At 61.2% G+C, this 25,314-nt stretch carries 21 protein-coding genes, 1 tRNA gene and 1 riboswitch; of the genes, 10 read left to right on the top strand and 12 right to left on the bottom strand.

Translation table 11 applies throughout. The features are described 5' to 3' along the window. The first annotated feature begins 441 nt into the window (after positions 1-441). The 8 genes from INF37_RS13930 to INF37_RS13895 all read left to right on the top strand — a co-directional run bounded on the left by INF37_RS13930 (position 442) and on the right by INF37_RS13895 (position 12,149). A complete protein-coding gene (locus INF37_RS13930; RefSeq protein WP_186964010.1) occupies positions 442-2,433 on the top strand; it encodes a DHH family phosphoesterase in 1,992 nt (663 codons plus the stop codon). A 75-nt stretch (positions 2,434-2,508) separates the two neighbouring features. Then, positions 2,509-2,955, top strand: a complete 447-nt coding sequence (gene rplI / locus INF37_RS13925) for a 50S ribosomal protein L9 (protein WP_101690999.1) — start codon at positions 2,509-2,511, stop codon at positions 2,953-2,955. Positions 2,956-2,989: 34 nt separating this feature from the next. Beyond that, positions 2,990-4,336: a replicative DNA helicase gene (gene dnaB, locus INF37_RS13920; RefSeq protein ID WP_101690998.1), complete on the top strand. Its 1,347-nt coding sequence runs from the start codon at positions 2,990-2,992 to the stop codon at positions 4,334-4,336. Between the two features lie 5 nt (positions 4,337-4,341). After that, positions 4,342-5,727 carry a tRNA lysidine(34) synthetase TilS gene (gene tilS / locus INF37_RS13915; protein ID WP_193538937.1) on the top strand — a complete coding sequence of 462 codons (1,386 nt, stop codon included), beginning with the start codon at positions 4,342-4,344 and terminating at the stop codon, positions 5,725-5,727. Positions 5,728-5,745: 18 nt separating this feature from the next. Continuing rightward, on the top strand, positions 5,746-6,291 hold the full coding sequence (gene hpt / locus INF37_RS13910; RefSeq protein WP_180956676.1) for a hypoxanthine phosphoribosyltransferase: 546 nt from the start codon (positions 5,746-5,748) through the stop codon (positions 6,289-6,291). A 96-nt stretch (positions 6,292-6,387) separates the two neighbouring features. Then, entirely contained in the window at positions 6,388-8,382 is a 1,995-nt protein-coding gene (gene ftsH / locus INF37_RS13905) for an ATP-dependent zinc metalloprotease FtsH (protein ID WP_207730504.1), read from the top strand. 5 nt (positions 8,383-8,387) lie between these two features. Continuing rightward, complete coding sequence (locus INF37_RS13900) at positions 8,388-8,906, top strand: O-acetyl-ADP-ribose deacetylase (protein WP_101690995.1); 519 nt, start codon at positions 8,388-8,390, stop codon at positions 8,904-8,906. A gap of 273 nt (positions 8,907-9,179) precedes the next feature. After that, entirely contained in the window at positions 9,180-12,149 is a 2,970-nt protein-coding gene (locus INF37_RS13895; RefSeq protein ID WP_193538934.1) for an S-layer homology domain-containing protein, read from the top strand. Positions 12,150-12,230: 81 nt separating this feature from the next. Here the strand turns inward: INF37_RS13895 and INF37_RS13890 are convergent, their stop codons facing one another. From INF37_RS13890 to INF37_RS13875, 4 genes are all read right to left on the bottom strand, one after another. Beyond that, positions 12,231-12,968 carry an amino acid ABC transporter ATP-binding protein gene (locus INF37_RS13890; protein WP_180956683.1) on the bottom strand — a complete coding sequence of 246 codons (738 nt, stop codon included), beginning with the start codon at positions 12,966-12,968 and terminating at the stop codon, positions 12,231-12,233. Positions 12,969-12,975: 7 nt separating this feature from the next. After that, positions 12,976-13,851, bottom strand: a complete 876-nt coding sequence (locus tag INF37_RS13885) for an amino acid ABC transporter permease (RefSeq protein ID WP_193538932.1) — start codon at positions 13,849-13,851, stop codon at positions 12,976-12,978. A 3-nt stretch (positions 13,852-13,854) separates the two neighbouring features. Continuing rightward, positions 13,855-14,757 carry a transporter substrate-binding domain-containing protein gene (locus tag INF37_RS13880; RefSeq protein ID WP_186964013.1) on the bottom strand — a complete coding sequence of 301 codons (903 nt, stop codon included), beginning with the start codon at positions 14,755-14,757 and terminating at the stop codon, positions 13,855-13,857. 127 nt (positions 14,758-14,884) lie between these two features. After that, positions 14,885-15,060: riboswitch (Lysine riboswitch) on the bottom strand. A gap of 150 nt (positions 15,061-15,210) precedes the next feature. Further along, positions 15,211-15,855, bottom strand: a complete 645-nt coding sequence (locus INF37_RS13875; RefSeq protein WP_193538930.1) for a rubrerythrin family protein — start codon at positions 15,853-15,855, stop codon at positions 15,211-15,213. Positions 15,856-16,002: 147 nt separating this feature from the next. On the opposite strand from INF37_RS13875, the gene INF37_RS13870 reads away from it, so the two are divergent. Continuing rightward, positions 16,003-17,268: a putative DNA modification/repair radical SAM protein gene (locus INF37_RS13870; protein WP_193538928.1), complete on the top strand. Its 1,266-nt coding sequence runs from the start codon at positions 16,003-16,005 to the stop codon at positions 17,266-17,268. Positions 17,269-17,286: 18 nt separating this feature from the next. Further along, a complete protein-coding gene (locus INF37_RS13865; RefSeq protein ID WP_193538926.1) occupies positions 17,287-18,090 on the top strand; it encodes a TIGR03915 family putative DNA repair protein in 804 nt (267 codons plus the stop codon). A gap of 54 nt (positions 18,091-18,144) precedes the next feature. On the opposite strand, the gene INF37_RS13860 is transcribed toward INF37_RS13865, so the two are convergent. The 8 genes from INF37_RS13860 to INF37_RS13825 form a co-directional block, all read right to left on the bottom strand. Beyond that, positions 18,145-18,963 carry a zinc dependent phospholipase C family protein gene (locus tag INF37_RS13860; protein ID WP_193538924.1) on the bottom strand — a complete coding sequence of 273 codons (819 nt, stop codon included), beginning with the start codon at positions 18,961-18,963 and terminating at the stop codon, positions 18,145-18,147. 251 nt (positions 18,964-19,214) lie between these two features. Then, entirely contained in the window at positions 19,215-19,916 is a 702-nt protein-coding gene (locus INF37_RS13855; RefSeq protein WP_101690986.1) for an ABC transporter ATP-binding protein, read from the bottom strand. 4 nt (positions 19,917-19,920) lie between these two features. After that, positions 19,921-20,745 (bottom strand): ABC transporter ATP-binding protein, encoded by an 825-nt coding sequence (locus INF37_RS13850; protein ID WP_390453520.1) that lies wholly within the window; start codon positions 20,743-20,745, stop codon positions 19,921-19,923. Positions 20,746-20,774: 29 nt separating this feature from the next. Continuing rightward, positions 20,775-21,854 carry a branched-chain amino acid ABC transporter permease gene (locus INF37_RS13845; protein ID WP_193538920.1) on the bottom strand — a complete coding sequence of 360 codons (1,080 nt, stop codon included), beginning with the start codon at positions 21,852-21,854 and terminating at the stop codon, positions 20,775-20,777. A gap of 10 nt (positions 21,855-21,864) precedes the next feature. Continuing rightward, positions 21,865-22,746, bottom strand: coding sequence for a branched-chain amino acid ABC transporter permease (locus INF37_RS13840; RefSeq protein WP_101691091.1), 882 nt, complete (start codon positions 22,744-22,746; stop codon positions 21,865-21,867). Between the two features lie 171 nt (positions 22,747-22,917). Further along, complete coding sequence (locus INF37_RS13835) at positions 22,918-24,123, bottom strand: ABC transporter substrate-binding protein (RefSeq protein WP_193538918.1); 1,206 nt, start codon at positions 24,121-24,123, stop codon at positions 22,918-22,920. 122 nt (positions 24,124-24,245) lie between these two features. Beyond that, complete coding sequence (ymfI, locus tag INF37_RS13830; protein ID WP_101690983.1) at positions 24,246-24,995, bottom strand: elongation factor P 5-aminopentanone reductase; 750 nt, start codon at positions 24,993-24,995, stop codon at positions 24,246-24,248. A gap of 72 nt (positions 24,996-25,067) precedes the next feature. After that, positions 25,068-25,143: transfer RNA gene (locus INF37_RS13825), tRNA-Val, on the bottom strand. Positions 25,144-25,314 lie beyond the last annotated feature (171 nt).

Genomic DNA, 25,314 nt, shown 5'->3' with positions numbered 1-25,314 from the left:
ATAACCTCCTGCCTTTTTTTGGACTGGCCTTCCGTCCTCGCGGCAAGATCCCCGGGGGCGGCTGACAATTTAGCGATTTAATTATCTGAATTATTAGCATTATAGCAGTCTCATCTTCACCCTGCAAGAGAAAGATTGACAGAAAATAGGCTTTTCCCGCCATTTGACTTATGTTATAATAGCCGCAAAGCCGTTTCTTTTTCCGGCAGCCGGCCTGCCGGACCCGGACGGCGATCAAGCGAATGGGCCGTATCCGCCCAAAAGAGTCCCCGAATATGGTATCATTTCTTTGAAAAAAGCGATTGATTCATCGGGCCTTGAACGCCGGTGCGTTCAAGGCTTGTGGCTTTCTGTCCGGCAGGACCATGTCCCGCCGCCCCCTCCGGGGTATGCAATCTCCTTTGAAACTGGCCGCACGTGCGGCGGAAAGGGCGTTTTTCTATGCGGAAAAAGAAGCTGTCCCGGTTACTGGAGCCCGGTTTTCAGCTCTATTTTGTCTGTCTGGTGCTGTTTGCCATCGCCTCCGCCTTCCTCAGCCCCTGGCTGGGCGGCGCAGAGGGCGTTGTGATCATCCTGCTCTACGTCTATTTCCGCCGGAGCAATGCCCAGCGGCAGAAAGAGATCCTCAAGTATATCGACAACATCACCTGCAACATCGATGTGGCCACCAAGGACACCATGATCAACGCCCCCCTCCCCATGGTCATTTTCCGCCCGGAGAGTGATGAGGTGATCTGGTCCAACGACCGCTTTCTTCAGCTCACCGGGGAGCGGGAGCATCTCTTTGACACCAAGCTCTCCTCGGTGGTGCCCGGTTTTTCCTCCCGCTGGCTGATGGAGGGAAAGACGGAATGCCCCATGGAGGTGGAGCTGGCCGATCGCCGCTTCCTGGTCTTCGGCCACCTGGTGCGTACCGACGAGAAGGGGGCCCACAGCTTTCTGGCCACCACCTACTGGGTGGATGTGAGTGACTACTCCGCCGTGCGGGAAGAATTTTACGGCTCCCGCCCGGTCTGCGCCATCCTCACGGTGGACAACTATGAGGAGCTGATGAAGGGCATCAGCGACAACGAGAAGTCCTCGGTGGTCAACGCCATCGACGAGCACATCAGCGCCTGGTGCAAGCCCACCGGCGGTCTGCTGTGCAAGTATGACCGGGACCGGTATCTCTTCCTCTTTGAGGAGCGGTTCCTCGCCCCCCTGCGGGAGGGGAAATTCGCGGTACTGGAGGCGGTGCGGGGCGTGCTCAACCCCAAGGGCATGCCGGCCACCCTCTCCATCGGCATCGGCCGGGACGCCGATACCTTCCAGGAGCTCTTCCAGTACGCCGCCCTCTCGGTGGAAATGGCCCTCTCCCGGGGCGGCGACCAGGTGGTCATCAAGAACAAGTTCAACTTCGAATTTTTCGGCGGCCACGCCAAGGAGCTGGAGCGGCGTACCAAGGTCAAGAGCCGGGTCATGTCCAGCGCGCTGGGCGAGCTGATCGCCGACGCCTCCCACGTCTTTGTCATGGGGCACAAGTTCCCCGACTTCGACTGCATCGGCGCCGCGGCCGGCGTGTGTGCCATTGCCCGCAAGAAGGGCACGCCCGTCTATTTCATCAAAGACCCCAACCCCAACCCGGCCAGCGACATGGTGGCCCGTCTCTCCGCCCTGCCGGAGTATAAGGACGTCTTCCTCTCCCCGCAGGACGCGATGATCAAGGCCGATTCCCGCTCCCTTCTGGTGGTGGTGGACACCAACCGCCCGGAACAGACCCTCTCGGAGGATCTGCTCCTCTCCTGCAACAAGGTGGCGGTCATCGACCACCACCGCCGGGCCGCCACCTATATCGCCGATGCGGCCCTCAACTTCCACGAGCCCTATGCCTCTTCGGCCAGTGAGCTGGTCACCGAGCTTCTGCAGTACCTGCTGGAGCCGGCCGACCTGCTGCGCACCGAGGCGGAGGCACTTCTCTCCGGCATCGTGCTGGACACCAAACAGTTCACCATGCGCACCGGCAGCCGCACCTTTGAGGCGGCCTCCTTCCTCCGCCGGGCCGGCGCCGATACCGGCGACGTCCGCAAGCTCTTCCAGAACGATCTGGAGGGCACCATTGCCCGGTATGACATCATCCGCAACGCCCGCCTCTACCGGGACGGCATCGCCGTGGCAGTGGTGGACCACACGGTGGGCCGGGTCACCGCGGCCCAGGCCGCCGATGAGCTGCTCAACATCTCGGGCATCGACGCCTCCTTCGTCCTCTTCCCGGACGGCGACCGGGTCATCATCTCGGGCCGCTCCATGGGGGATACCAATGTGCAGCTCATTCTGGAAAAGCTGGGGGGCGGCGGAAATGCCAGCGCCGCCGGCGGTCAGATCCCCGGCGAGATCGACGATATGACCCGCAAACTCCTCACCGCCATCGATCAGTATTTTGAGGAGGAAGTCTGATACGGGGGATTTCCCCCCGCGCGGAACCCATTTTAATGCTTGATTCCCACGATTGAATAGAAAGGAACGATATCCATGAAAGTGATTTTGCAGCAGGATGTGAAGGGCCAGGGCAAGAAGGGCCAGATGATCGAGGCCAGCGACGGCTACGCCCGCAACTTCCTCCTTCCCAAAAAGCTGGCTGTGCCCGCCACCGCCGAGAACATCAACACCATGAAGCAGCAGGAGAAGGCCAAGCGCGCCCAGGAGGCCGCTGAGAAGGCTGAGGCCGAGGCCACTGCCCAGCGCCTCAAGGAGATTACCGTCCAGATCAAGGCCAAGGCCGGCAACGGCGGCCGCCTCTTCGGCGCGGTGACCTCCAAGGAGATCTCCGACGCCCTCAGCGAGCAGTTCGGCATCTCCATCCCCAAGGCCAAGATCGTCCAGGACGAGCCCATCAAGGCCTTCGGCGGCTACGACCTCAAGTGCAAGCTGGGCTATGAAGTGGTGGGCACCCTGAAGGTCATGGTGACCGAGGCCTGATTCCAGAGGTTTCATTCCAGAGGAGGTGACGCACATGGATGAGACCCTTCTGGTCCGGCAGATGCCCCACTCGGTGGAGGCCGAGCAGTCTGTGCTGGGCTCCATGCTCATTGATGCCCGCTGCGTGCCCGAGGTGATCGAGTCCCTCAAGAGCGAGGACTTCTATCTCCGGCAGAACCGGGAGATCTATGAGACCATCTACTCCATGTTCAATTTCTCTCTGACCATCGATCCGGTCACCGTACTGGATCACATGAAGCAGAACGGCGTCTACGACGAGAACACCTCCCGCAATTATATCCTCCAGCTCATGGAGATCACGCCCACGGCGGCCAACGTCCGGGAGTATGTCTCCATCGTCAAGGACAAATCCCTCCTGCGGCGCATCGCGGAGACGGCGGGCGCCCTCACCGCCATGGTGCAGGAGGGGACCGGCACCGCCCAGGAGGTGCTGGAGGCCGCGGAGCAGCGCATCTATGCCATCCGGCAGGGCCGCTCCGCCCAGGGGCTGGAGCACATCTCCAGCGTCATCCTGAACGTCTATGAGCGCCTGGCCGAGCTGGCCGCCAACGACTCGGCGGTCCCTGGCCTCTCCACCGGCCTGCCCGATGTAGATATGGCCATCTCCGGCCTGAACAAGTCTGACCTCATCCTTCTGGCCGCCCGTCCCGGCATGGGCAAGACCTCCTTCGCGCTGAATATGCTCCTCCACGCGGGCAAGTTCTCCGGTAAGACCGTGGTCTTTTTCTCCCTGGAAATGAGCCGGGAGCAGCTGGCCATGCGTCTCATTTCGGGCGAGTCCTTTGTGGACAACAAGAAGCTGGTCACCGGCCGCCTGGGTGAGGAGGACTGGAGCCGCATTGCCGCGGCCTCCGCCGCCCTCAACAAGACTCAGATCCTCATTGACGACAACCCCTCCCTCAGCGTGGCCGACATGAATGCCAAGTGCCGCCGGGTGGATAATCTGGGTCTGGTGGTCATAGACTATCTCCAGCTTATGACCTCCGCCGGCGGCTCCACCCGCTCGGGCGACAACCGCCAGCAGATCGTCTCCGACATCTCCCGTGCCCTGAAGATCATGGCCAAGGAGCTCAATGTGCCGGTGGTCTGCCTCTCCCAGCTCTCCCGCGGACCGGAGAGCCGCTCCGACAAGCGCCCCATGCTCTCCGACCTGCGTGAGTCGGGCGCCATCGAGCAGGACGCCGATATCGTCATGTTCCTCTACCGGGACGACTACTACAACGAGGACAGCGAAAACCACAATCTGGCCGAGTGTATCATTGCCAAGAACCGCCACGGTGAGACCAAGACGGTGGAACTCCAGTGGCTTCCCGAGTATACCACCTTCTCCTCCATCGACCGGCGGCATCAGGAGTATTAGACCCTATGACAGCTTCTCAACTGCCCGGCGGCTTTGCCGCCCTCACCCGCGAATACGCCATGCTCCCCCCGGGGGGACGCATTCTGTGCGCCGTATCGGGCGGCGCCGACTCCGTGTGCCTGCTCCACCTGCTCCGACGGCAGGCGGAGGAGCTGGGCTTCTCCCTCTTTGCCGCCCACTATGACCACCAGCTCCGGGGCGAAGAGTCCACACGGGACGCCTCTTTTGTGGAAAACCTCTGCCGGGAGTGGCAGATTCCCCTCACCCTGGGGCGGGGCGATGTGGCCGAAGAGGCCCGCCGCCGCCGCGCCGGTCTGGAGGAGACCGCCCGGGAAATGCGCTATGCTTTCCTGGAGGAGACTGCCCGTACCCTGGACTGCTCGCTCATTGCCACGGCCCACAACGCCGACGACAATGTGGAGACCGCCCTGCTCCATCTCATCCGGGGGGCTGGGCTTCAGGGCCTGTCCGGGATGGCGCCCCGGCGGGGTTCCCTGATTCGTCCCCTGTTGTCCACAGGGCGGGCTGAAATTGTGGAATACCTGCGCCAGGAGAACCTCCCCTATGTGGAGGACAGCTCCAACCAGGATATCACCTTTACCCGCAACCGCATCCGCCATGAGGTCCTCCCTCTCCTGCACCAGATTAACCCCCAGTTCTCCCAGCGCATGGGACAGACTCTGCGCTCCCTCCGGGCAGACCATGACTTTCTCACGGCCCAGGCCGCCCAGGTGGCCCAGAATGCCCGCTGGGCGGAGGATGATCTGGTCATCGAGGCACGCCACATTGCCCAGGCCCCCGATGCCATCGCCCCCCGCGCGGTGCGGTGGCTCCTCGGCATGCTGGGGGATGGGAACGACGACTGTACCGCCGCCCACCTCAGCGCGGTGGTGGAGCTGGCCCGGGGAGAGGACCCCTCCGCGGTGGTCTTTCTGCCCGGGGGAAAAATGGCCCAGCGGGTCTACCGGGAGCTTTTGTTCACCACCCGTCAGCCTCCCCAGGCCTTGACTCCCGCGCCTCTGACGCTGGAGGGAGAGACCTGTCCGGCGGGGGCCCTGTGGGCCTGCCGGTGCCGCCGGACGGTCTGTCCGGCCCAGAGTCCGCCCGGCGTATATTACGTCGCCGCATTCCAGGGGACGCCGGTACTCCGTCCCCGCCAGACCGGAGACGAGATCCGCCTCCCCGGCCGGGACACAAAAACCATCAAAAAGCTGCTCATCGACCATAAATTCCCCCGGCGGGACCGGGACCGCCTCCCCGTCCTGGCCGACGAGAGCGGGGTAGTGGCCCTTGCGGGCTTTGGCCCCGAGGTCACCCGTCTGGCCCAGCCGGGCGAAGCGGCCTATGAAATCTCATTTTATCTCCCCTCCACACCTCACAAAACGGTATAGAGAGAAAGGATGCTAAATATGCTGGAACAAGATATTGATCGCGTGCTCTTTACGGAAGAACAGCTTCAGGCCCGGGTGGCGGAGATCGCCGCCCAGATCGACCGGGATTACGCCGGTAAGCAGCCCCTGCTGGTCAGCGTGCTGCGGGGCTCCTTCGTCTTCATGGCGGATCTGGTCCGCCGCATCACCCTGCCCTGCACGGTGGACTTTATGGCGGTCTCCTCCTACGGCAGCGGCACCACCAGCTCCGGCCAGGTCAAGATCGTCAAGGACCTGTCCGAGCAGATCGAGGGTAAGGATGTCATCGTGGTGGAGGACATCCTGGACAGCGGCAACACCCTGTCCTACCTCCTCAAGCTGCTGGAGGCCCGTCATCCCGCCTCCATCCGCCTGTGCACCCTGCTGGATAAGCCCGAGCGGCGCACCAAGCCCGTGGCGGTGCAGTACTCCGGCTTTACCATTCCCGACGAGTTCGTGGTGGGTTACGGCTTGGACTACGATGAGAAGTACCGCAACCTGCCCTACATCGGCATTCTGAAGCCCCGTGTCTACGGGGGCGAATAAGTCCTTTTTCCGGCCCCGCGCGGCACAGCGTGGGGCCGGGCCACAGTCTAAGAGCGCGTTCCCCCGCGGGGGTACGCCGGGGGGAGTGTCCGTTTTTTGAATAAGAGAGGAAGTCTGCGCGACATTGGCTTTTCCCTGCTGGTGGTCGCCATCCTGCTGATGAGCATCTTCACCCTTCAGGGCGTGAACAGCCAGCCCGAGCTGACCTATGGCGACATCCGGCAGCTGCTGGTCCAGCAGAAGGTCTCGTCGGTGGACGTGCAGGGCAATAAGCTCATCCTGACGCTGAAGGATCCGTCTGAGTATGGCCGCAGTGTGATCACCCACAACCTGCCCAGCTTTGACACCTTCTATGAGGAATTCAACGATATGCTGGTCAGCCAGCACGAGGCCGGACTGCTGACCTACAACTATACCGGCGCCTTCCAGAAGCCCTGGTGGTTTGACGTATTCTCCTGGGTGGCCATCTTCGCGGTATTCGGTATCCTCTGGTATGTGATGTTCCTCCGCCAGAACAGCGCCGGCGGGGGCGGCGGGGCCGACCGCACCGCCCGCTTTGGCCGGGCCCGCACCCGTACCAACGACGACCAGACCAAGCCCGTCACCTTTTCCGATGTGGCCGGTGCCAAGGAGGAAAAGGGAGAGCTCCAGGAGATCGTGGAGTTCCTGCGGGACCCCAAGCGCTTTTTGAGCCTGGGTGCCCGTATCCCCAAGGGCGTGCTGCTGGTGGGCCCTCCGGGCACCGGTAAGACCCTGCTGGCCAAGGCCGTGGCCGGTGAGGCCGGGGTCCACTTCCTGTCCATCTCGGGCTCTGACTTTGTGGAGCTCTATGTGGGCGTGGGCGCCAGCCGGGTCCGTGACCTCTTTGACCAAGCCAAAAAGAACGCCCCCGCCATCGTCTTTATCGACGAGATCGACGCGGTGGGCCGCCAGCGCGGCGCGGGTCTGGGCGGCGGACACGATGAGCGGGAGCAGACCCTCAACCAGCTTCTGGTGGAGATGGACGGCTTCGGCTCCAACGAGGGCGTGGTGGTCCTGGCCGCCACCAACCGCCAGGACATCCTGGACCCCGCCCTTCTGCGTCCCGGCCGCTTTGACCGGCAGATCTATGTGGGCCCGCCCGACGCCAAGGGCCGGGAGGAGATTCTCAAGGTCCACGCCCGCAACAAGCCTCTGGCCGAGGATGTGGATCTGAGTGAGCTGGCCAAGGGCACCGGCGGCTTTACCGGTGCAGACCTGGAGAACCTGATGAACGAGGCCGCTCTTCTGGCCGCCCGGCGGCATGAGCGGTTCATCGCCATGCGGGACCTGCGGGAGGCTGTCATCAAGGTGGTGGCCGGTCCGGAGAAGAAGAGCCGCGTGGTCATTGAGCGGGAGCGCAACCTCACCGCCTATCACGAGGCCGGTCACGCCATCGTCATCCACGAGCTGGAGACCCAGGACCCCGTCCACCAGATCACCATTATCCCCCGTGGCATGGCCGGCGGCATGACCATCTCCCTGCCCCAGGAGGATGTGTCCTTCCTCTCCCGGCAGACCCTGGCTGAGCGGATCGCCGTGTGCCTGGGCGGACGCTGCGCCGAGCAGCTGGCCCTGGGTGACATTTCCACCGGCGCCGGCAACGACCTTCAGAAGGCCACCGCCATTGCCCGCAACATGGTCACCCGTTACGGTATGAGTGAGAAGCTGGGCAACGTGGTCTTTGACTCGGGCCACGATGAGGTCTTTATCGGCCGCTCCATGGCCCAGACCAAGAACTACTCGGAGGAAGTGGCCGCCCTCATCGATTCGGAGGTCAAGGCCCTCATCGACGCGGCCTATGCCCGCTGTGAGGAGATCCTGTCGGCCCACCGCAGCGAGCTGGACCGCACCGCCCAGTATCTGCTGGAGTATGAGAACATGGACGCCAAGACCTTTGAGATGGTCTTTACCGGAGAGGATCCCCTGCCTCCCCCCGCGGACAGCTCCTCCAGCGGCGTGGACGCAGGTCCCGATCTGCTGCCCGAGGTGACCGGAGCAAAGCCCCGCAAATCGGCCGAAGTTCCGGCTCCCCAGTCGGACGCCTCCGAGGAATCGGACGGAGAGGAGTGATTTCGGTGGCACGTATCACCACCCGCCTGGGCGACATCACAAAGGTAAAGGCAGACGCCATTGTCAACGCCGCCAACCGCACCCTTCTGGGGGGCGGCGGCGTGGACGGAGCCATCCATGCCGCGGCCGGCCCAGAGCTTCTGGCGGAATGCCGTACACTGGGCGGCTGTGAGACCGGTGAGGCCAAGATCACCCGTGGATACCGCCTCCCCGCCTCCTATGTCATCCACACCCCCGGTCCCATCTGGAAGGGTGGAACCAACGGAGAGGATGCCCTGCTGGCGGCCAGCTATCGCAATTCCCTGGCCCTGGCGGTTGCCCATGGCTGCCGTACGGTGGCCTTCCCCTCCATCTCCACCGGCGTCTACCGCTTCCCGCTGGAGCGGGCGGCCGCCATCGCGGTGAAAACCGTGCACGCTTTTCTGGAAGAACACCCCTCCTCTCTGGAAGAGGTCTGTTTTGTATGCTTCCATCCGGAGGTCAAAGAGGCCTATGACCGGGCACTGGATTCCGCCTCCTTTTGACCCTCAAATCGCCCCTTCCGGTGAATTGCAGTCCTGCAAAATACAAGCACCCCCTGATGTAGTTTTTACCTACACAGGGGGTGCTTTTTTATAGTCTATTTTACCGATCCAGCGCTTTCTACTCATAGCTCCAGAGGTCACTTTATTCAAAATAGTAATAGCAAAAACGTGAATTATTGTATTTATAAAACAAGCTGTTCCTTAATTGACCGTCATACTTCCAAACGCTTATAATAGGTTTCCAGAACCAATCTACGAAATGGAGGCAGGACTGTGGATACATCTTATAAAAAAATCGTTCCTATTGTTACTTGTACGGCTCTGATTTTGGGACTAGCCGCACCGGCCGCCGCCGCGGAAGCAGATGCGCTCAGTGATGTGGTACCGGACCCTGTGCTTCGGGCCGTCATCAACCAGACCCTGAGTACCGAGGAGGCGCCCCGCGCGGACGACGCCCCCATTTCTGCGGAAGATATGAAACAATTGGTGGGCAGCGACGCCGCTGAAATCGACGCCGCAGAAGACGATGCACTCTTTGACATGAAGGGCCTCTGCTCCGACAATTTGGATTACCTGGAACAAGACCCTGTCTCTCTCAACCCCAGTCACGGTATCCACAGCCTGGAGGGAATGCAATACGCCGTCAACCTGAAGAGCCTGGATCTGAGTGAAAACTCCATTACCGATCTGTCCCCCCTGGCCGGGCTGGAGAACCTGACCTATCTGGAGCTGGACCGAAATAACATCACCGATCTTGCGCCCCTCAGCGGACTCACGGGTCTGGAGCATCTGAATCTGTACAACAACCTCATCTACGACATTACGCCCCTCTCCACGCTGGATCAGATAAACTGGTTTGATCTCCACTACGCCAACCGAGGCGCGGCTCACCTTCCCATCGATGCTCTGGCCGGTATGACTGCCCTGGAGTATATCAGCATCGAGAGCAATGATCTGGTGAACGAGGATATGGCCGCCCTTGCCGGGCTGCAAAACCTAAACTATATCAAGCTCAACGCCAATCACATCACCGATCTCACCGCCATCTCCTCCTATCTGGACGGAATCATGGCAGGGGATGCCTGCCGCATTGAGGCCAACAACCAGTCCCTTCCAGACTGGGAGCCGGCAGTGGTCCAGGCTCAGCCTTCAGGCGGTGATGTAACCCTCACGGTGCCCGCTGTCACCGGCATCGACGCACTCTACCGGGAGCCCTCCGATTGGAGCATCTCCCCCGCCATAGAGGCCGAGATGGACCAGGCAGTGGAGGGTGTGAGTGTCGATTTTCAGACCGATGACGACGGGTATCCGATTCCTGACCAGGCAACCTTTACCTTTGAAAACCGCACCTATGGCAGCGCTCTGCGGGAGCAGGGAGATCTTTGTCTCACCTATGCGGTGACTGCCATGGACTTTGAGACTTTTACCGAAACACTTCCCTTTGTCTACACCCTCTATCTGCCGGTGGAGCTGCGGCAGGATCCGCTCTACCAGGCTGAACTGTCCTGGGAGAGCAATTCCTCCTTCTCCATCATTGATACCGCTGCCGGTGCAGAGGCCTCCGCGCCCCTGACCATCCGCCTGAACGCCACTTCCGGTGACCCGGTAGAACTTTCCGAAGTCTCCTCCATCCAGTTCTTTGTCGCCGGAAAGGCCTATGATGCTCCCGTCGAGGGTCTAGAGGCCCAGAACATCACCGTTGATGGCAACACCATCTCCTTCCAGGTGGCTTTGACCCAGGAAGCACCTTTCTCCGGTGCACAGTATATTACCCCCGTGGTCGAGTATCTTCGTACCGGCAGTGACGCGCCCGAGACCATTCAGCGGGACACCCTTTCCTTCCACCTGTTTGCCGGCGATGCTTCGGCCTTCCAGGTGGATGATGTCATCCAGTTTGACTCCGGTACCGCAGAAAACGGAAGCATCACTTCCCGTCCGGTGCGCCTCTCCATTCCCGGAGAGGCCATCTCCTTTGTGGACCTTCGGGATGAGTTTGAAAATATACTTGCTTCCGGCAAGAAGCAGGAGGATGGCTCCTACTGCTTTACCGTAAAACAGGAAGATCTTGCGCAGATCGATCACTTCTTGATCTCTGCCGACCAGTTCCTCTATCCGGAGGTCCGTGGTGAGCTGGTCACGCCCCCCTCCGGCGGCGGGTCCTCCAGTGGCTCCGGCGACAAAACTCAGATCACAACAAACCCGGACGGTTCCACCACAACCACTGTGACCAGCCCCGACGGTACTGTCACGAAAACCACCAAGAAGCCGGACGGCTCTAAGGAAGTGGTCGAGACCACCAAGGATGGCAAGGTCACCACCACAACCACCGACACTGCCGGAACCAAGACTCAGGTCATTGTTCAGCCGGACGGCTCCAGCTCCACCACCGTAAAACATGCGGACGGTTCCTCCTCCGCTACATCCGTCCATGCGGATGGTATGGTAAAGAGCGAAGTGACACTCTCTGCCAAGGCCGTGGAGGCCCAGAAGGAAGCTGTACCGCTCCCCATGCCCGCCCTGTCCGCGACCTCCGACCGGGAGCAGGCCCCTGCCGTTACCGTAAAGCTGCCCGGCAATGGCGCTGTCCCGGTGGAAATCCCGGTATCCAATGTCACGGCCGGTACTGTTGCTGTGCTGGTAAAATCCGACGGCACGGAGGAAATCATCAAGCGCAGCCTGACCACTGAGGCCGGCATAGCTGTGGCCCTCACCAATGGGGATACCGTCAAAATCGTAGAGAACAGCAAGCATTTCCTCGACGTAGACGCCTCTTATTGGGGGGCTGACGCAGTCGCCTTTGCCTCCAGCCGGGAGCTCTTCTCCGGCACCGGTAAGGAGACCTTCTCCCCTGACGCCCCCATGGATCGGGCCATGATCGTCACCGTTCTGGCCCGTCTGGAGGGTATCGATACCTCCGCGGGAGCGACCTGGTATGAAGCCGGCGCCCAGTGGGCCACTGCAAATGGCATCTCCGATGGCTCCCATCTGGATGCAGTCCTCACCCGGGAGCAGCTGGCCGCAATGCTCTGGCGGTATGCAGGCAGCCCTGCCCCCCAGGGCACCCTCTCCGGCTTCCGTGATTGCGAGGATGTCAGCGTCTGGGCATCCGACGCCATGTCCTGGGCGGTCGATGCCGGCCTGATCTCCGGTACGAACTCCAGCACACTGGCCCCTCAGGGCAAGGCCACGCGTGCGCAGGTGGCCATGATGCTCATGCGCTTCGTCGAATATATGGCTCCGTAAAGCGTACTTAGATCCGAAAAATCCCATAAAAAAAGAGAGACCGTTACAGAAATCTGTAACGGTCTCTTCTCGTTCTTCTCTTTATTTTGCCATAAAGCGGGAGAGGAATTCCCGGGTGCGATCCTGCTTGGGATGGGCAAAGAGCTCCTGAGGCTCTCCCTCCTCGCAGATGACGCCGTCGGCCATGAACACCACATGGTTGCTCACGTCCCGGGCAAAGGCCATCTCGTGGGTGACCACCAGCATGGTCATACCCTCATCCGCCAGGTCCCGCATGACCGAGAGCACCTCGCCCACCATCTCCGGGTCCAGGGCGGAGGTGGGCTCGTCAAAGAGCAGGACCTCGGGCTCCATCGCCAGGGCACGGGCAATGGCCACACGCTGCTTCTGGCCGCCGGAAATCTGGCGGGGCTTGGCATGGACATAGGGATCCATGCCCACCTTCTTGAGGTACTTCATGGCGTTGGCCTTGGCCTCTTCCCGGCTCTTCTTGAGCACCTTGGTCTGGCCCACCATGCAGTTCTCCAGCACGGTCATATTGTTGAAAAGGTTAAAGGACTGGAACACCATGCCCACCTTGGTCCGGTAGGCGGGGGCGTTCACGCCCCGTCCGGTGATGTCCTTTCCGTGGAAGAGGATCTCTCCGGCGCTGGGGGTCTCCAGCAGATTGATGCACCGCAGCAGGGTGGACTTACCCGAGCCGGAGGCGCCGATGATGCTGGTCACGTCACCGGGGCGGACCGTAAAGTCGATGTCCCGGAGCACCTGATGCTTTCCAAAGGCCTTGGAGAGGTGCTTGACCTCCAGAATGGCTTCCATACTCATATCAGCGATCCCCCCTGTTCCGTCCAAACTTGAGCTCCTGCTCGACGCGCTCCCGCTGCTCCTTGCTCCGCTCGTCAAAGGGGCTGCCCTTGGCGGGATGATTGTAGGTGCCCGCCGTCATGGTGAGGGAGTCGGTCTGCACCAGCTCATAGTTGTCCGAGCCGTCCAGGACCTTCTCCAACAGCCGCAGCAGGGCGGAGGCAATCAGGGTCATGGTGAGATAGGCGATCATCTCAATGGCAGCGGAGGGGAAGTACATCAGATTCACGCCAGTAATATACCGGTGGGCGGCAAAGAGCTCGGTAAATCCGATGATGAACATCACGGAGGTGTCCTTGATGTTGATGATGAAGTTGTTGCCGATCTGGGGCAGGATATTGCGGAAGGCCTGGGGCAGGATCACGTGGAGCATGGTCTGCACATGGGTCATGCCGATGGCCTTGGCGCCCTCGGTCTGGCCTGGGTCGATGGAGAGGATACCGCCCCGCACCGACTCGGCCATATAGGCGCCCGTGTTGATGGACACGATCAGGATGGCCGCGCTCCAGATGTTGTCAAAGCGCATGGTGTTGTTGGAGAAATAGGGCAGACCATAGTAGATGAACACCGACTGGAGCACCATGGGCGTACCCCGGAATACCTCTACATATATCCGTACCAGGATGCGCACCAGCCGCAGCAGCACCCGCTTGGGCATGGGATCATGGGGACTGCACGGAATCGTATTGAGAATGCCGCAGGCCAGACCGATGACACAGCCGATCACCGTGGCGATGATGGCCAGGGCGAGGGTGTTGCCCAGACCGCTCAGGTACTGTTTCCAATAGGCCCCCAGCAAAAGGGCCACATCCTGGCCCAGCTGCATAAAACGTTCCATATATTAAACCTCAGGCTGCACGGCGATGGCCTGGTCCATGATGGTGTTGAAGTCATCCTCGGTCATGGTGGAGAGCACGCTGTTCATCGCGTCCAGCAGCTCGGTGTTGCCCTTGGCCACGGACATGCCGATGTTGACGTTCTCGGCCCGCTCCTCCTCGCTGGCGAACTGGAAGTCGCCCTCGGTGCCGGCGAAGTTCAGGACCACCAGGTTCTCGTCCTTGGCCACGGCGCCGTTGGCGGTGGGCAGGTCGGTGACCACAAAGTCCACGGTGCCGGTCTGGAGCTGCATCACCATGGCGGGGGCAGTCTCCGCGGCGGGCTGGATCTGGGCGTCGGGGATCTGGGGCAGGCAGGTGTCATACCAGATGGTGCCGGTCTGAGCAGTGCCCTTGCCGCCGGCCAGATCGGCAATGCCCTGGGCGGAGGCGTAGGTGCTGTCCTTGGTGGTCAGGCACACGATCTGCGCATAGTAGTAGGGACCAGCCATATCCACCTGGGCCATCCGGTCGGCGGTCATGGACTGACCGGCGATGGCCACGTCGATGGTGCCGCTCTGGAGGGAGGGGGTCAGGGAGTCCCAGGCAGTAGAGACCACTTCCAGCTCCCAGCCGTTCTCCTCGCAGATCTTCTGGGCGATCATCACGTCATAGCCGTTGGCATAGCTGCCGGGGACGTTCTTGATGGGCACGGCGCCGTTGGAGTCGTCCATCTGGGTCCAGTTATAGGGAGCGTAGGCGCACTCCATACCCACGGTGAGGACACCGTCCTCCACACCGGAACCGGCAGCAGCGCTCACCGGAGCAGAGGCCTGGGGTGCAGAGGACTGGGTGGGGGTGCCGCCGCAGGCGGTCAGGGTCAGCGCCAGCGCGGCGCTCAGGGACAGGGCAGTGACAGTCTTTCTCATGTTTGGTTCCTCCAGTCAGTTTGTTTTGCGTCTTTTCCGGATAAGAAAAAACGCCACGAACCTTCCTGGTGGAAGCGTTCATGGCGACAAAATGCATCAGACGGCGAAACTTATGATGCCCTCTTGTCTCAACGATAGCGCTCCACACAGATGATGTGGCAGTCCGTGAGATCTTCTCCCTACGGCCCAGGTTACCGGCCCCCAGGCAAAGGTCCGGCCCTTCGGCGAAACGCCCTTTCTCCGGCGGGGTGCTCTGCCCGTGGATACCGGATACTCTTGCTGTTTCGCGCCTCTATCCTTGCAGCGGGGTTACCCCGCGACAATTGGTTCTTGGGCTGTATTTTACACCCCGAAATTGTCTCTGTCAAGCCCCTCTTTTTCTCTTTTTTGCCCCCATTTCTCCATAATTCGGTATTTATTGGTATGTTTTTGGGAAAGTGCCCCCTTCCTTTGTCACTTTAACGCATAACACTCCCGTTCTGCATCGGTTTTTTGGATATGTTGTCCATCCACAGCGGACGGTCCGTGCTCCCGGCGGCAGAAATATCCCTGGGGCCGGGAACACACGGGACATCGGGCCGGGGCCCCCCGGCTCCACAGGACATGGCCGCACTCCAAACAGACCCACTCTACCGGTTCCTCTGCCACAAAGAGGCATCCATCCTCCAGCGCCTGGGCCAGACGGTCAAAGGTCTCCCCGTGGAGGGCCTCCGCCCCCGCCACGGCGGCAAAGAGGGCCCCCGCCTCCGGACAGCCCTCCCTCCGGGCCGCCTCGGCCCACCGGGTATAGGGGCGCTGAAATTCCTCCCGCTCACTCTGCCCCGCCTCCCGGAGCATAGCCGAAATCCCCCCTCCTCCACTTACAGCACAGCAGCCCTCCAGCGGCAGGATCTGCCCGGCACAGGGGGCCAGGAGGCGATAAAAGGCCCTGGCATGGACCTCCTCCTGGGCGGCTGCAGCGGCAAAGCACCGCCGTACCACCTCCAGCCCTCCCTGCTCGGCCTGAAAGGCGGCAAAGGCATAGCGGCTGTGGGCCTGACTCTCCATAAAAAAGGCCTGCATCAGATGATGCCTGGTCTCACTGTCTGTCCATTCCATGGTAATCACTCCTTGTTTTAGGCTGCCTCCAAGTATCCCCCTTCCATCCACCCCTCATACCCCCATGCACACCATGTTTTTCCATTGACAAAACATCTGTTCGATGCTAATATGTTCGTACATCAGTTCTATTTTGGAGGGATTCCTGTGGAGCTTATGGACAAACTGACCATCCTGGCCGATGCGGCCAAATATGACGCCGCCTGCACCTCCAGCGGGCTAAGCCGGGGCGGCCGCCCGGGGAAGCTGGGCAGTACCATGGCGTCGGGCTGCTGTCACTCCTTTTCGGCGGACGGACGGTGCATCTCCCTGCTCAAGGTCCTCCTGACCAATGTCTGCGCCTACGACTGTCAATACTGCGTGAACCGCCGCTCCAACGACGTGCCCCGGGCCTCCTTTACGCCCCGGGAGCTGTGCGAGCTCACCATAGGCTTTTACCGGCGCAACTACATTGAGGGGCTCTTTCTCTCCTCGGCCGTGCTCCGGGATGCGGACTATACCACCGAGCGCATGATCGAGACCCTTACCCTGCTGCGGCGGGAGTACGGCTTTGGCGGATATATCCATGCAAAGGCCATTCCGGGGGCCGACCCTCTGCTCACCCACCGGCTGGGCCTGCTCTCCGACCGGCTGAGTGTGAACATCGAGCTTCCCTCTGAGCAGAGTCTGGCCCTTTTGGCCCCGGACAAGGCCAAGACGGCCATCCTCTCCCCCATGGCCCAGATCCGGGATTCCATCGCCCACTCCCGTCAGGAGCTGACGCAGTACCGGGGTGCGCCCCGGTTTGCCCCAGCCGGCCAGTCCACCCAGATGATCATCGGCGCCACCCCGGAGAGCGACCGGCACATCCTCTCCCTCACCCAGGGTCTGTACGACCGCTATCAGCTCAAGCGGGTCTTTTACTCGGCCTATATGCCTGTGTCCAACAGCCGCCTTCTCCCCGCTCCCCAGAGCTTTCGCCCGCCCCTGCTGCGGGAACACCGGCTCTACCAGGCCGACTGGCTGCTGCGCTTCTATCACTTCCGGGTGGAGGAGCTGCTGGACGAGTCTCATCCCGACCTGGACCCCAGAGTAGACCCCAAGTGTACCTGGGCCCTGCGGCACATGGACTTTTTCCCGGTGGAGGTCCGCACCGCCGACTATGAGGCCCTCCTCCGGGTGCCCGGAGTGGGCGTGAAGAGCGCCCGGCGGATCCTGACCGCCCGGCGGGCAGGCCCTCTCTCCTTCGAGGGCCTGAAGCGGCTGGGCGTGGTGCTGAAGCGGGCCCAGTATTTCCTCACCTGCGGGGGAAAGATGCTGGATGGACTGCGGGTGCGGCCCGACCGGATCCTGGGCCATCTGGCCGCCCAGGAGCGCCCGATGCTGCTCCAGACCATGCCGGAGCAGCTCTCCCTCTTCGACCCTGTCACGTGATCTCTGGAGGTGTATGTCATGTCCTGGACTCAGGTATCCTATACCTATGACGGCAGCTTTTCCGGCTTCCTGACCTGTGTCTATGAGAGCTACCGCCACAAGGAGGCCCCCGCCGCCTTCTCCACACCGGAGGACCCCCGGATCTCCCTCTATCCCGAACGGCCGGTGAAGAGCGACCCGGCCAAGGCCCGACAGGTCTATCTCTCCCTGGCCCGGAAGATCTCCCCCTCCGCCCGGGAGCTGGTCACCCTGGGCTTCCTCACCTGCGCGGAGGAACGGGAGCTGCTGCTGTGGAACTACATCTGGTACGGCTATGCCCGGGGACGGGCCGCCGGGTACGATTTGAGCGATCCCCGGGTGGCCGCGCTGGAAAAGGCGGTGCGCCACCTGCGCAACGAGGTGCACCTGTTCAAGGGCTTCCTCCGCTTCTCCGATCTGGACGGCGTCCTGGCCGGGGAGATCGAGCCCAAAAACCGGGTGCTCCCCCTTCTGCGCCCCCACTTCTGCGCCCGGTATCCGGACGAGGATTTCCTCATCTACGACCGTACCCACCGGGAGGCCCTCTTTCACCAGAAGGGCAGCTGGGCCATCCTGCCCCTGGAGCAGTTCACCCTGGGCGAGGCCAAAGAGGAAGAGCGGGGCTACCGGGCCCTCTGGCGGCGGTTCTATACGACGATCTCCATTGAGGGACGGGAAAATCCCCGCTGCCGCATGAGCCATATGCCAAAGCGTTACTGGAATATCATGACGGAATTCCAGGAGGACGCGCCCGTTCCCGCCGGCCGGCCGGTCTCACCCCCTCCCCTTTCCCTTCCCACCTGAATCGAAAAAACAACGCCGCATCACTTTTAAGGGTGCTGCGGCGTTGTCCGCGTGTTAGGACGGGGATTGCTCCTCCCCTTTGAAATTACCGTTAAAATCCCGGTGGAACCAGGGGGAGAGCCTCCCCCCATTCCGGACATACCGCCGGAATTCCAGCCACTTCTCCGCGGCGGTTTCACTCTCGCCCTGCAAAATATCGATCAGTGCGCGGCAGAAGGTCTCCCGCTCCGGCAGATAGGAGGACGGGAGGATCACCCCCTCCAGACTCCGGCAGGCCGGGAGGAGCGCCACCATCCGGTTGGCCGTCACTCCCAGACGGGTCCCATGTCCCCGGGCAAAGATAAGGCTGTCCCGCCGCATGGCGGCATAGCCTCGGCGCACCTCGGCGGCTCCCGCCCACAGATAGGCCCGCTCCGCCGCGGCAAATACCGCCTCCTCCCGAATGGGGGGAAGATAGACCTGTCCCCGGGCAGGCAGTCCCCGGTTCTCCATCAGACTGCGGTCCAGCTCGGCCTCCACTGCCAGGTGAGCCACCGTCCCCTCCGCCGCCCGGGCATTCACATAGGGGTGACAGGCGGCATCCAGCGCAAAATGACACAGGAATCCGGCGGCATATCCCTCCGCCTCGGGTATGCCGCTCGCCAGTGCCCGGGCCAGGCGGGCAAACACCGGGGCCGCGCTCTCGTGGTGCATCTCCAGGCCCTCCCGGCGGGCTGCGTTGGGCAGCACAGGTCGGTAAAAAAACAGCGGGTCGGGTCCCAGGCACCCCAGATTAAAGGCCTCCCGCTGTGCCCGAATGGGCGCGGCAGCCTCTTCCGGCAGCTGTTTGAGCATTTTCGCTCCAAAAAGCAGGTGTGCAAAATAATTGGGCATGGAACATCCGTCCTTCCAGACTGGCTTCTCTCTGTTTTTTAGCATAGCACAATCTCTTCCGCCGGGAAAGTGGAAATCTCCACCCGTTTATGCCGGTGGATCGGGTTCTTTTTGGTTAGTTAGCCCTAGGATATCGTCCATATCCCATGTGTCATTCCCACTTGGCCGAAAGAGCCATGAAAATATGCGGCGAATTGTCAAGAAGACAATTCGCCGCACGTTTTTCTTTATAAAAGAAGAGTACGCTGTCTTTAGCCGCCCAGGTACGCCTTCTTAACCGCCTCATCCTCCAGCAGCTGCTCGCCGGTACCGGTGGCGACTACCTTTCCGGTCTCCAGCACATAGCCGCGGTGGGCAATGGAGAGGGCCATCTGCGCATTCTGCTCCACCAGCAGGATAGTGGTGCCCGCCCGGTTGAGCTCCTGGATGATGTCAAAGATCTGCTCCACCAGGATGGGGGCCAGGCCCATGGAGGGCTCATCCAGCATGAGGAGCTTGGGCTTGGACATCATGGCCCGGCCCATGGCCAGCATCTGCTGCTCGCCGCCGGAGAGGGTCCCTGCCACCTGCTTGCGCCGCTCCTTCAGCCGGGGGAAGCGCTGGTAGATGTCGGCGATCCCGTCGGCAATCTCGCTGTTGGGACGGGTATAGGCACCCATCTCCAGGTTCTCCTCCACGCTCATCTGGAGGAATACCCGGCGTCCCTCCGGCACATGGGCCAGACCCAAAGAGACCACCTTGTGGGGCGGAATGCCCGCCAGGCTCTTCCCCATGAACTCAATGGAGCCGGTGTGGGAGTGGAGCAGGCCGGACACCGTCTGAAGGGTGGTGGACTTGCCTGCGCCGTTGGCTCCGATGAGGGTGACGATCTCACCGTCGTTGACCTCAAAGGACACATTCTTGATGGCGTGGATGGCGCCATAATAGACATTGATGTTCTCTACCTTCAGCATGGCGTCATCCCTCCTTCTTCTGGCTGCCCAGATAGGCCTCAATGACCCTGGGATTGTTCTGGATCTCCTCCGGGGTACCCTTGGCGATGACCTGCCCGAAGTTGAGCACACAGATGCCCTCGCAGATGCCCATGACCAGGTTCATATCGTGCTCGATAAGCATGATGGCGATCTGGAAGGTATCCCGGATCTTGAGGATATTCTCCATCAGGTCGGCCGTCTCAGAGGGGTTCATGCCCGCCGCCGGCTCGTCCAGGAGCAGCAGGCTGGGATTGGTGGCCAGGGCCCGGACGATCTCCAGCCGGCGCTGGGCGCCGTAAGGCAGGGAGCCCGCCTGGTGGTTGGCCAGTCCCTCCATATCAAAGAGGTGGAGCAGCTCCATGGCGCTCTCATGGGCCAGCTTCTCCTTCTTCCAGTAGCCCGGCATACGGAACACGCCGCTCCACATGGGATAGCGGATCTGGTTGTGCAGGCCGATCTTTACATTGTCCTCCACGCTCAGCTTGTCGAAGAGGCGGATGTTCTGAAAGGTACGGGCGATGCCCGCACGGTTGACCTGGACGGTGTTCATGCCGTGGGTGTCCTTGCCATCGATGAGGATGGTGCCCCGGGTGGGCTGGTACACCTTGGTCAGCAGGTTAAAGACGGTGGTCTTGCCCGCACCGTTGGGGCCGATGAGTCCGGCGATCTCGGTCCGGCCCACTGTGAGATTGAAGTCATTGACGGCGGTCAGTCCGCCGAAATCGATGCCCAGATGGCTGCACTCCAGGATGGGGGCCTTATCGACGTCCCGCTCCGGCACGATGGAGTGGCTGGGCACAGGCACCATCTTGGTGACCTGTCGCTTTTCCAGTCGGCTCATTTCGCCGCCCCCTTTCTGCTCATCTTACCATCCTCCTGCGCTCCATGCAGCTTCTCGGCAAAGAACTGGCGGATCGTGGCGTTGTTGGTGGCGATCATCACCAGGATGAGGACCACCGCGTAGATGAGCATCCGGTACTCGCCCACCGCACGGAGCATCTCGGGCAGCACGGTGAGCACTGCGGCGGCAATGATGGAGCCGCGGATGTTGCCCATACCGCCCAGGACCACAAAGACCAGCACCAGGATGGAGGTATTGAAGTCAAATTTCTTGGCGGCGATGGAGCCGTAATTCATGGCGTACAGAGCGCCGGCCGCACCCGCCAGCACCGCGGAGGTGACAAAGGCCATGAGCTTATACTTGGTGGCGCCGATGCCCACGCTCTCGGCGGCGATGCGGTTGTCCCGCAGGGCCATGATGGCCCGGCCCGCCCGGCTGTGGATCAGGTTGAGCACCACCACCAGGGAGACGATGACCAGCAGGAAGCCAGCGGTGAAGGTGGCAAGCTTGGCGTATCCGGTGGCTCCCATGGGCCCCTTGATGACCGCCGTGCCTCCCTCGGCCAGGTTGAGGGCCATCTCACTGGTGACCGAGAAATGCAGGCCATTCCCGTCCACGCCGATGTAGAGGCAGTTGATGATATTTTTGATGATCTCGCCGAAGGCCAGGGTCACGATGGCCAGATAGTCGCCCCGCAGACGGAGCACCGGCACGCCCACGATGATTCCGGCGATCCCCGCAAACACCGCGCCGATGAGCATGCACACAAAGAGGCGGGCGGGTCCCAGGGGGATGAGGTCCTGAAGGGCCACCGAGGCCACTACGCCGGAGAAGGCACCCACGCTCATAAAGCCGGCGTGGCCCAGGCTCAGTTCGCCCGAGACGCCCACCACCAGGTTCAGGGAAACCGCCATGACCACATAGCAGCAGATGGGGACCAGCTGTCCCTTGAGGGAGCTGGAAAGGCCGCCGCCGGCCTGAATAAACTGGACCACCAGGAAGGCAATCACCACGATACCATAGGTGATCAGATTGTCCAGCAGTCTTTTGTTCTTGCGCCCAGAGAGTTGTTTCATGGCGTCCACCTCAAACTTTCTCGCTGATCTTCTTGCCCAGCAGACCGGTGGGCTTGACCAGAAGCACCACGATAAGCACGGCAAAGACCACCGCGTCGGAGAGCTGAGTGGAGATATAGGCCTTACCGAAGATCTCAATGACCCCCAGCAGGATGCCGCCCAGCAGGGCGCCCGGGATGGAGCCGATCCCGCCAAACACGGCGGCGGTAAAGGCCTTGATGCCGGGCATGGAGCCGGTGGTGGGCATCAGGGTGGGATAGGTGGAGCAGAGCAGTACGCCCGCAATGGCCGCCAGGGCGGAGCCGATGGCAAAGGTCATGGAGATGGTGAAATTCACATCGATCCCCATGAGCTGGGCCGCCCCCTTATCCTCCGAGCAGGCCCGCATGGCCTTGCCCAGCTTGGTGTTGCCGGTGAAGGCGGTGAGGGCGATCATGATGATCACGCAGGCCAGCACGGTGACCAGCGTCACATAGGACACCGAGATCTGACCGCCCAGGAGAGAGACACTGCCCGTGGGCACCACGGAGCGGAAGGATTTCGGATCGGAGCCCCAGAGCTGGAGGGCCATATTCTGTAAAAAGTAGCTCACGCCGATGGCGGTAATGAGCACCGCCAGAGAGGGAGCCTGGCGCAGCGGTTTATAGGCCAGGCGCTCAATGACCACGCCCAGGACCGTACATACCACCATTGCCAGCAGGACCCCCACCACCGGCGGCAATCCAAAGGAGCCGGTGGCAAAGAAGCAGACATACGCGCCCACCATGATGACGTCACCATGGGCAAAGTTGAGCATCTTGGCGATGCCGTAGACCATGGTGTAGCCCAGGGCAATAATGGCGTAGATACTGCCCAGGCTGATGCCGTTGATCAGGTTGTTGAGGAACCCCAGTAACATACCACACACCTCAATATCTTAGGTCTCCTTATCCAGGGGAAAATGCCGCGGCGCCGGGACAGTGTCCACGGCGCTTTCCCCCCGATAAGGGAGGAGGGCTGCCGGGCGCTCCGGCAGCCCTCCCTTACTTATTCTTCCGTTTGGAAGCTGCTGATCTGGTCTGGATTACTCCATGGTGACGTACTTGGCATCCTCGACCTTGACCACAACGGGAGCCTTGGAGACTTCGCCGTTGGTACCCCAGGTCATGCCGGCGCCGGTCAGGCCGTCCACGCTGAAGTCAGAGGCGGTAAAGGTGCTGATGAGCGCCTCACATACGTCCTCGTGGCTCATATCGGCAGTGACACCGGCCTTCTCACAGGCGGCGGCGATGGCGTAGATGCAGTCATAGCCGTCGGCGGCAAACTGGTTGGGGGTGGAACCATACTTCTCCTCGTAGGACTTGGTGAAGTTGGCGCTCAGATCGTCGGTGCCCCAGGGGTTGAAGGCGGTCATGAGGACCAGGCCGTCGGCCAGAGAGGTGTCAAAGCCCTCCACGGCCAGGATACCGTCCATACCGTCGCAGCCGAAGAAGGTGGGAGCATAGCCCATGTTCTTGGCCTGGTTCAGGATCAGAGAGGCGGGCGTGTAGTAGATGGGCATGAACACCAGGTCGGCCCCGTTGCTCTGGGCATCGCCCAGCTGCACGGAGAAGTCGGTGTTGTCATCCGAGGGAAAGGTGGTCTCAGAAACCACTTCCAGGCCCTTGGCCTCGGCCTCGGCACGGAAAGCAGTGGCAATACCGGTGGAGTAGGCGTCGCCGTTGTTGTAGATGATGGCGATCTTGCTGCCCAGCTCCGGATGCTCAGCGATGTAGTCGGCAGCGGTGGAGCCCTGGTTGGGGTCAGTGAAGCAGATCTGGAACGCGTTATCCTTGCCGCTGGTCACGTCGGTGGAGGAGGCGGAAGGAGTCAGCTGGAAGTAGCGGTCCGCATAGGTGGAGCTGGCCACAGCCACACAGGGGTTGGTGGTGGTGCATCCGTAGAGGACCTGCATGCCCCAGTCCTGGAGCACGTTATAGGCGTTGGTGGCCTTCTCAGCGTCGTTCTCATCGTCCTGGAAGTTGAGCTCGAACTGGAGGCCGCCCTTGGCATTGATCTCATCCACCGCTAGCTGGGCACCCTGCTGGGTAGCCACGCCGTACACAGCAGCCGAGCCGGTCAGAGGGCCGATGCCGCCGATCTTGATGGTAGCAGCGGAAGAGCTGCCGGAAGGAGCATCCGAGCTGCCGGGAGCCGGAGTATTCGCCGTTTCAGAGCCGCCGCAGCCGGCCAGGAGCGAGACCGTCAGAGCAGCGGTCGCAGCAAGAGACAAAACACGCATCTGTTTCATAATCATGTACCCTCCTTATAGGTTGTTGACATTATACGCTCAGCACGCTAAATTGTCAACTTGTCATTTTGCTCAATACACCAGCCTATAATGTCTCCACGCTATGGACATATCGCACAACCTTAAATCAAAATACCGCCGTTAGGGCTGAGAATCTGGCCGGTAATAAAGCGGGCTCCCTCCGATGTGAGGAAAAAGACGCTCTCGGCCACATCCTCCGGCCGGCCGATGCTCTCCAGGGGGGTCTCCTGCCGCAGAGCCTCCAGATCCTCCGGTGTGAGATTGGCGTTCATCTCGGTGTCGATGACCCCGGGAGCCACGCAGTTTACAGTGATTCCAGAGGGTCCAACTTCCTTGGAAAGTGCCTTGGTAAGGCCAATAACAGCCGCTTTTGTAGCCGAATAGGCCACTTCACAGGAGCCTCCCGTAAGCCCCCACATGGAGGACATGGTCACGATTTTTCCCGCCTTCCGGTGGATAAAATGGGGCAGTACCGCCCGGCAACAGTAGAAGGTCCCGTCCACGTTGGTGCGGAAGAGTGTCCGCCAGTCTCCATCGCTGATGTCCGTGAACAGCTGCTGGCGGGCGATCCCGGCATTGCATACCAGAATGTCAAGTTGACAAAATTTATCCAACACATTGTCAACCATGCGTGCCACCTGCTCGGAATCGCCCACGTCGGCCTGTACCGCGATGGCCGTACCTCCCGCCGCCCGGATCTCCTCCACCAGCGCCTCGGCGGCCGCCTGGGCGTGGTGGTAATTGATCGCCACCCGGTCCCCCGCGGCGGCAAACCGCCGGGCGCAGGCCGCCCCAATCCCGCGGCTTCCCCCGGTAATGAGGACGGCACGTCCTGTGGATGTCTCGTTCATATCCCTTTCCTCCCCGCTTCTCCGGTGTGATGATAACAAAAAACCCCTGGAACAAATCGTTCCAGGGGATGTTGGTGGACGATACAGGACTTGAACCTGTGACCTCCCGCACGTCAAGCGGATGCTCTACCAGCTGAGCTAATCGTCCGAACAGCGTAGTTTATTATAGACCATACATCTTTTTTTGTCAATACCTTTTTTAATTTTTTCTGATAGAAATGGAATGGGGAGGACGGCCGGTCGGCCGTCCTCCCCATTCCATGAGAAAAAGAGAGAGAAAATGAAAAGAATCTGTATCCAAAACACGGAAGGCTCCGTG

Origin of the sequence: Pseudoflavonifractor gallinarum, assembly GCF_014982855.1 — a bacterium.
In the GTDB taxonomy this organism is placed as follows: Bacteria; Bacillota; Clostridia; order Oscillospirales; family Oscillospiraceae; genus Pseudoflavonifractor_A; species Pseudoflavonifractor_A gallinarum.
Note: the sequence above shows the minus strand (reverse complement) of the source record. Positions and strands in the feature narration are given on the sequence as shown.

Bases quoted from the DNA above. Each gene is read 5' to 3' on its own strand.
- INF37_RS13930 (WP_186964010.1), top strand. From the start codon at position 442: ATGCGGAAAAAGAAGCTGTCCCGGTTACTGGAGCCCGGTTTTCAGCTC.
- rplI (WP_101690999.1), top strand. From the start codon at position 2,509: ATGAAAGTGATTTTGCAGCAGGATGTGAAGGGCCAGGGCAAGAAGGGC.
- dnaB (WP_101690998.1), top strand. From the start codon at position 2,990: ATGGATGAGACCCTTCTGGTCCGGCAGATGCCCCACTCGGTGGAGGCC.
- tilS (WP_193538937.1), top strand. From the start codon at position 4,342: ATGACAGCTTCTCAACTGCCCGGCGGCTTTGCCGCCCTCACCCGCGAA.
- hpt (WP_180956676.1), top strand. From the start codon at position 5,746: ATGCTGGAACAAGATATTGATCGCGTGCTCTTTACGGAAGAACAGCTT.
- INF37_RS13890 (WP_180956683.1), bottom strand. From the start codon at position 12,968: ATGGAAGCCATTCTGGAGGTCAAGCACCTCTCCAAGGCCTTTGGAAAG.
- INF37_RS13885 (WP_193538932.1), bottom strand. From the start codon at position 13,851: ATGGAACGTTTTATGCAGCTGGGCCAGGATGTGGCCCTTTTGCTGGGG.
- INF37_RS13880 (WP_186964013.1), bottom strand. From the start codon at position 14,757: ATGAGAAAGACTGTCACTGCCCTGTCCCTGAGCGCCGCGCTGGCGCTG.
- INF37_RS13875 (WP_193538930.1), bottom strand. From the start codon at position 15,855: ATGGAATGGACAGACAGTGAGACCAGGCATCATCTGATGCAGGCCTTT.
- INF37_RS13865 (WP_193538926.1), top strand. From the start codon at position 17,287: ATGTCCTGGACTCAGGTATCCTATACCTATGACGGCAGCTTTTCCGGC.
- INF37_RS13860 (WP_193538924.1), bottom strand. From the start codon at position 18,963: ATGCCCAATTATTTTGCACACCTGCTTTTTGGAGCGAAAATGCTCAAA.
- INF37_RS13855 (WP_101690986.1), bottom strand. From the start codon at position 19,916: ATGCTGAAGGTAGAGAACATCAATGTCTATTATGGCGCCATCCACGCC.
- INF37_RS13850 (WP_390453520.1), bottom strand. From the start codon at position 20,745: ATGGTGCCTGTGCCCAGCCACTCCATCGTGCCGGAGCGGGACGTCGAT.
- INF37_RS13845 (WP_193538920.1), bottom strand. From the start codon at position 21,854: ATGAAACAACTCTCTGGGCGCAAGAACAAAAGACTGCTGGACAATCTG.
- INF37_RS13835 (WP_193538918.1), bottom strand. From the start codon at position 24,123: ATGAAACAGATGCGTGTTTTGTCTCTTGCTGCGACCGCTGCTCTGACG.
- ymfI (WP_101690983.1), bottom strand. From the start codon at position 24,995: ATGAACGAGACATCCACAGGACGTGCCGTCCTCATTACCGGGGGAAGC.